The organism is Cryobacterium sp. 10I1 (genome assembly GCF_035019805.1).
Taxonomy (GTDB): domain Bacteria; phylum Actinomycetota; class Actinomycetes; order Actinomycetales; family Microbacteriaceae; genus Cryobacterium; species Cryobacterium glucosi.
On record NZ_JASJVF010000251.1, the window covers coordinates 1 to 4,601 of the forward strand.

Consider the following 4,601-nt stretch of genomic DNA (forward strand, 5'->3'; position numbering starts at 1 on the left):
GAGCCGAGGAAGTTGACCTTCATGAACGGGATGATCGCGACCGTTCCGCCGAGTACGAGCACGGAGAGCAGCAGGGTGGCGACGGCGTGCCGGAGCGTCCAGCGGATGATCGGCAGGTACCCGGTCTGCAGGCGGCTCGGCTCCTCGACGATCGCGTCCGCGGGGGCGGATGCCGCGCGCCGGGTCCGCCGGGACGCGGCGGCCGCAGCGGTAGGGGTAGCGGGGGTCGCCGCGGGTGCGGACCCGCCAAGGTGGTCCGCGGCCGCGTCGGCGACGGTCGTTGTTTGCGCGGACTCGGCCGCGAGCGCGCCGGGGCCGGTCGGGTCGGCGACCGCGAACGCGGCGGCATCCGTTGTCACGAGGACCGGGGCGGTCTCGGGAGCCTTACCCGGCTGAGCAGAATTCGGCGCCTTGGCAGGCTTCGCGGGCCTGGCGGGCCTCGGGCTCGGGGCGCGCAGGAACCAGTAGGCGAGTACGGGCACGATCGTGAGCGAGACGAGCAGGGAGGCGAGCAGCGCGATCGTGACGGTGAGGGCGAAGGGGCGGAAGAGTTCGCCGGTGGACCCGCCGACGAAGGCGATCGGCAGGAAGACCGTGACGGTCGTGATCGTCGACGCGGTGATCGCGCCGGCGACCTCGCGCACGGCCGCGACGATGGTCTCGGAACGGTCCACCCCGGGCACGAGGTGGCGCTTGATGTTCTCGATCACGACGATCGAGTCGTCCACGACACGGCCGATCGCGATGGTCAGCGCGCCGAGCGTGAGGATGTTGAGCGAGTACCCGACGCCCTGCAGGCCGATGAAGGTGATCAGCACGGAGGTCGGGATCGAGATCGCCGTGACGAGCGTGGCACGCACCGAGAGCAGGAAGACGAGGATCACGAGCACGGCGAAGACGAGCCCGAGGATGCCCTCCTGGGTGAGCGAGTTGATCGACTCCTGGATGAACGGGGCCTGGTCGAAGACGACGGTGAAGGTCGTGCCGGGGACGGCATCCTGAAGCCTCGGCAGGATCGCGCGCACGGCCGTCGATACGTCGACCGTGTTGGCGGCGGGCACCTTCGTGACCGCGATCGTGAGGGCCGGCTGGCCGTTGACGCGGGAGATGCTCGCGACGGGGTTCTCACCGAGCACGACGGTGGCGACGTCGCCGATCGTGGGCGGGGTGGCCGGAGCGGCGCCAGGGGCGGTGCCGGCGCCGGTCGCGAGCAGGGGCAGGGCGGCGATGTCCGCGGCGGAGGTGAGCTTGCCGCCGGCCTGGACCGACAGGGTCTTGTCGCCCTCGGTGAGCGAGCCGGCGGGGATGAGCGCGCCGTTCTGCTGCAGGGCCGAACGGATGGCCTGCGTGCTGAGGCCGCGGGCGGCCAGGGCCGCGGCATCCGCTGTGATGGTCACCCGGCGGCCGACATCGCCGACGAGCGCGGCCTCGCGCACCCCGGACACGTCACGGATGTCGCCGAGCACGCTGCGCTTGAGGTCGTCGGCGAGGGTGGCCTGGTCGCCGCCGGAGACAGCGAGGGAGATGACCGGGAAGTCGTCGATGCTGCCGCTGATCACCTGCGGGTCGAGGTTGTCGGGCAGCCGGGTCTTGATGCGGTTGATCGCCTGGCTGATGCGGGATTCTGCCTTGACGAGGTCTGTGCCGTACGTGAACGTCGCGCTCACGAGCGAGGAGTTCGTGCTGCTCGTCGTCGAGGTGGATTCGAGGCCCGCGATGCCCTGGATGGCGGTCTCGATCGGCGTCGAGACGTCGTCGTTGACGACCTCGGGCGAGGCGCCGGGGTAGCTCGTGGAGACGAGCAACTGCGGCAGCTGCAGGGAGGGGATGAGTTCCTGCTTGAGGCTCGTGAGGGCGAGGCTGCCGAAGATGGCGGCGACGATCGTGATCAGGGCGATCAGGGCCCTGTTCTTCATGCTCAGCACGGCGAGAAAATGCATGGCTCAGTATCGCATCGCCGTGTGACGCCCGTGTTGCGTTTCGCACCCCCGGTTCGGCGCGGAATGGCGCCTCGGAGTCAGACGACGTCGGCGAGGTACCCGGTGTCGGGCAGCGGATGCCGCAGCAGCGTCCCCCAGGCCAGGCCCAGTGCGTCCACAGCGCATTCCATCTCGAACGCCCCGTGGCAGAACGGGACCCGCAGGAAGCGCTCGAAGGCGCCGTCGACGCCGAAGCGGGGACCGGCCGGCACGAGAAGGCCGTGGTTGCGCGCGGCGAGCGCGAGCTGGGAGCTCACGGGTCGCCCGAGGTTGACCCACGCCGTGAGGCCGCCGTCGACGTGCGGCACGGTCCACTCGGGGAAGCGCTCGGCGAGGAGCGCCTCGAGGTGGTCGCGCCCGGCCCGGAGCTCGCGGCTGCGGCGCTCGAGAATCGCCGGCATCTCCGGGAGCATCCGGGTGACGATGAGTTGCTCGAGGATCGGCGTGCCCATGTCCGTTGCCGTGCGCGCGGCAACCAGCCGGCGGATCAGCGCGGGCTCCGCCCTGATCCAACCGATGCGCAGGCCGCCCCAGATGGTCTTGCCCACCGAGCCGACCGTGACGACCGTGGCGGGGACGCCGGCGCCAGACCCGCTTCCATAGCCGTTCATTCCTGCATTTCCCGGCTCGCCCTGCGCGTATGCCGCGAACGGCATGAAATCGTCGGTCCGGTCGATGCTGAGCTCTCCCATGGTCTCGTCCGCGATGAGGACCGTGCCCTGCCGGGCGGCGGCCTCGATGACGCGGGTCCGTTGCTCGGTGGGCATCGTCTGCCCGGTCGGGTTGTGGAAGTCGGGCATCAGGTAGCCGAGCACGGGATTGCTGCCCCGGAGGGCCTGGAGCAGGGCGGGCTCGTCCCAGCCGGACGAGCCGTCGCCCACGCGCGCCGTCACGCTCACCGGCACGAACCGCGCCCCGGCCGCGCTGAGCGCCTCAACCGCGTGCGGGTAGCTCGGCTGTTCGATCAGCACCCGGTCGCCGCGGCTGACGAACACCCGGGCGAGCAGCGAGATCGCGTGCTGGGCTCCGATCGTCACCATGATCTGGTCCGGGTCGGTCGGGAGCCCCCGCTCCCGGTAGCGTTCGGCGATCGCGGCGCGCAACTCCGGGATGCCGACCGGATCGAAGCCCGGACCGTTCAGGTGACGCGAGAGGTCCTCTGCTGCCCGCGCGGCGACATCCGCCAGCCCGCCGAGGGCCGACATCGTCGCCTTGCTGAGATCGAGGACGCCGCTGTCGCCCGACGCGCTCCCTGAGCCAGGGCCGGCCGCCGCGCCGGAGCCCGGCAGCCGCACCACGCTGCCCGAACCGCGCACGCTCGAGAGCAGCCCCGCGGCGCGCAGCTCGCGGTAGGCGGCCGTCACAGTCGTGCGGCTCAGCCCGAGGCGCACGCCCAACTCGCGTTCGGCGGGCAGGCGGGTGCCGGCGGTCAGGCGGCCGTCGAGGGCGAGCAAGCGGATGCGATCGGCGAGCCCCCGGTAGGCACTCCCGCCGGTGCGCCACTCGCCGAGCTTCGACTCGAGGGCACGGGCGCTGAGCTGGGTGTCCGACATGAGGCCACTCTAGACAGATTGGCTACTTGATAACAGTCCACTCGTGCAATTGGATTGGTTTCCATGACCCGTCGTCTCATTCAGCTGCTTATTGGCCTCTTCCTGTACGGCATCGCGATCGCGCTGATGGTGCGCGGCGCGATCGGCGTCGCTCCCTGGGACGTGCTCACCCAGGGCATCGACGGCCACACCCACCTCGGGTTCGGCCTGCTGACCGTCATCCTGAGCGGCGTCGTGCTGCTGTTCTGGATCCCGCTGCGCCAGAAGCCGGGCGTCGGCACCGTGATCAACGCGCTCCTCGTCGGCCCGTCGGTGGATGTCGGCCTCTGGCTGGTGCCCGCCGGCCTCGACCTGTGGCTGCGCGCGCTGCTCTTCGCGGCAGGCGTGCTGCTGCTCGCCGTCGCGACCGGCCTCTACATCGGGGCGCACCTCGGCCCCGGACCCCGCGACGGCCTGATGACCGGCCTGCACCGGCGCACCGGCTGGCCGATCTGGATCGTGCGCACCGGCATCGAGGGCACCGTGCTCGCGCTCGGCTGGGTGCTCGGCGGCAACGTCGGCATCGGGACCGTGCTGTTCGCGGCGCTCGTCGGCCCGCTCTGCCAGTGGACCATCCCCCGCCTCGCGCTGCCGCTCCCCGCGCCTCGGACGCCCTCGCCCGCTTCGACCCTGGCCGACGCGCGCTAGAGGTTGCGGTCGGCGTAGGCCAGGAGGGCCGCGCGGACGAAGGCCGCCCCGGCAGGGCCGCCGTAGTTCGCGGCGAAGCGCTCGTCGGAGACATACATCTCGCCGAGGCCCGTGAAGTACTCCTTCGAGGGTCCCGCGCCGCCCGGCCCTCCGCCGGGGGTGCCCGGGATGGCCCGCAACCAGTCGAACTGCCGCTGCGCGAGGGCCTGGGCCTCGGCTCCCGCCGGGTCGAGCCGGCCCGATGCTCCGGAGGCTCCGGAGGCACCGGAGACTCCGGCGGCCGCCGCGCGCCAGTCCGCGAGGAGCTGCGCCTGCCGCTCCTGCCACGCCACCTTCTCCGCGGCGCTCATCTCGCGCCACCAGGCGTCGCCGCGCGCCCCGG

At 71.8% G+C, this 4,601-nt stretch carries 4 protein-coding genes; 1 reads left to right on the forward strand and 3 read right to left on the reverse strand.

What is annotated here, in order from left to right; translation table 11 throughout:
• Together QN345_RS15825 and QN345_RS15830 are read right to left on the reverse strand one after the other, a co-directional pair.
• A partial coding sequence (locus QN345_RS15825) for an efflux RND transporter permease subunit (protein WP_323508851.1) occupies positions 1-1,940 on the reverse strand: 1,940 nt, incomplete at its 3' end.
• 77 nt (positions 1,941-2,017) lie between these two features.
• Positions 2,018-3,532: a PLP-dependent aminotransferase family protein gene (locus tag QN345_RS15830; protein WP_322189163.1), complete on the reverse strand. Its 1,515-nt coding sequence runs from the start codon at positions 3,530-3,532 to the stop codon at positions 2,018-2,020.
• A gap of 63 nt (positions 3,533-3,595) precedes the next feature.
• Between QN345_RS15830 and QN345_RS15835 the strand changes: the two genes are divergently transcribed.
• A complete protein-coding gene (locus QN345_RS15835; protein ID WP_134446245.1) occupies positions 3,596-4,219 on the forward strand; it encodes a YczE/YyaS/YitT family protein in 624 nt (207 codons plus the stop codon).
• On the opposite strand, the gene QN345_RS15840 is transcribed toward QN345_RS15835, so the two are convergent.
• The coding region (locus QN345_RS15840) for a TipAS antibiotic-recognition domain-containing protein (RefSeq protein WP_323508852.1) at positions 4,216-4,601 on the reverse strand (386 nt) is incomplete at its 5' end. The genes QN345_RS15835 and QN345_RS15840 overlap by 4 nt on opposite strands.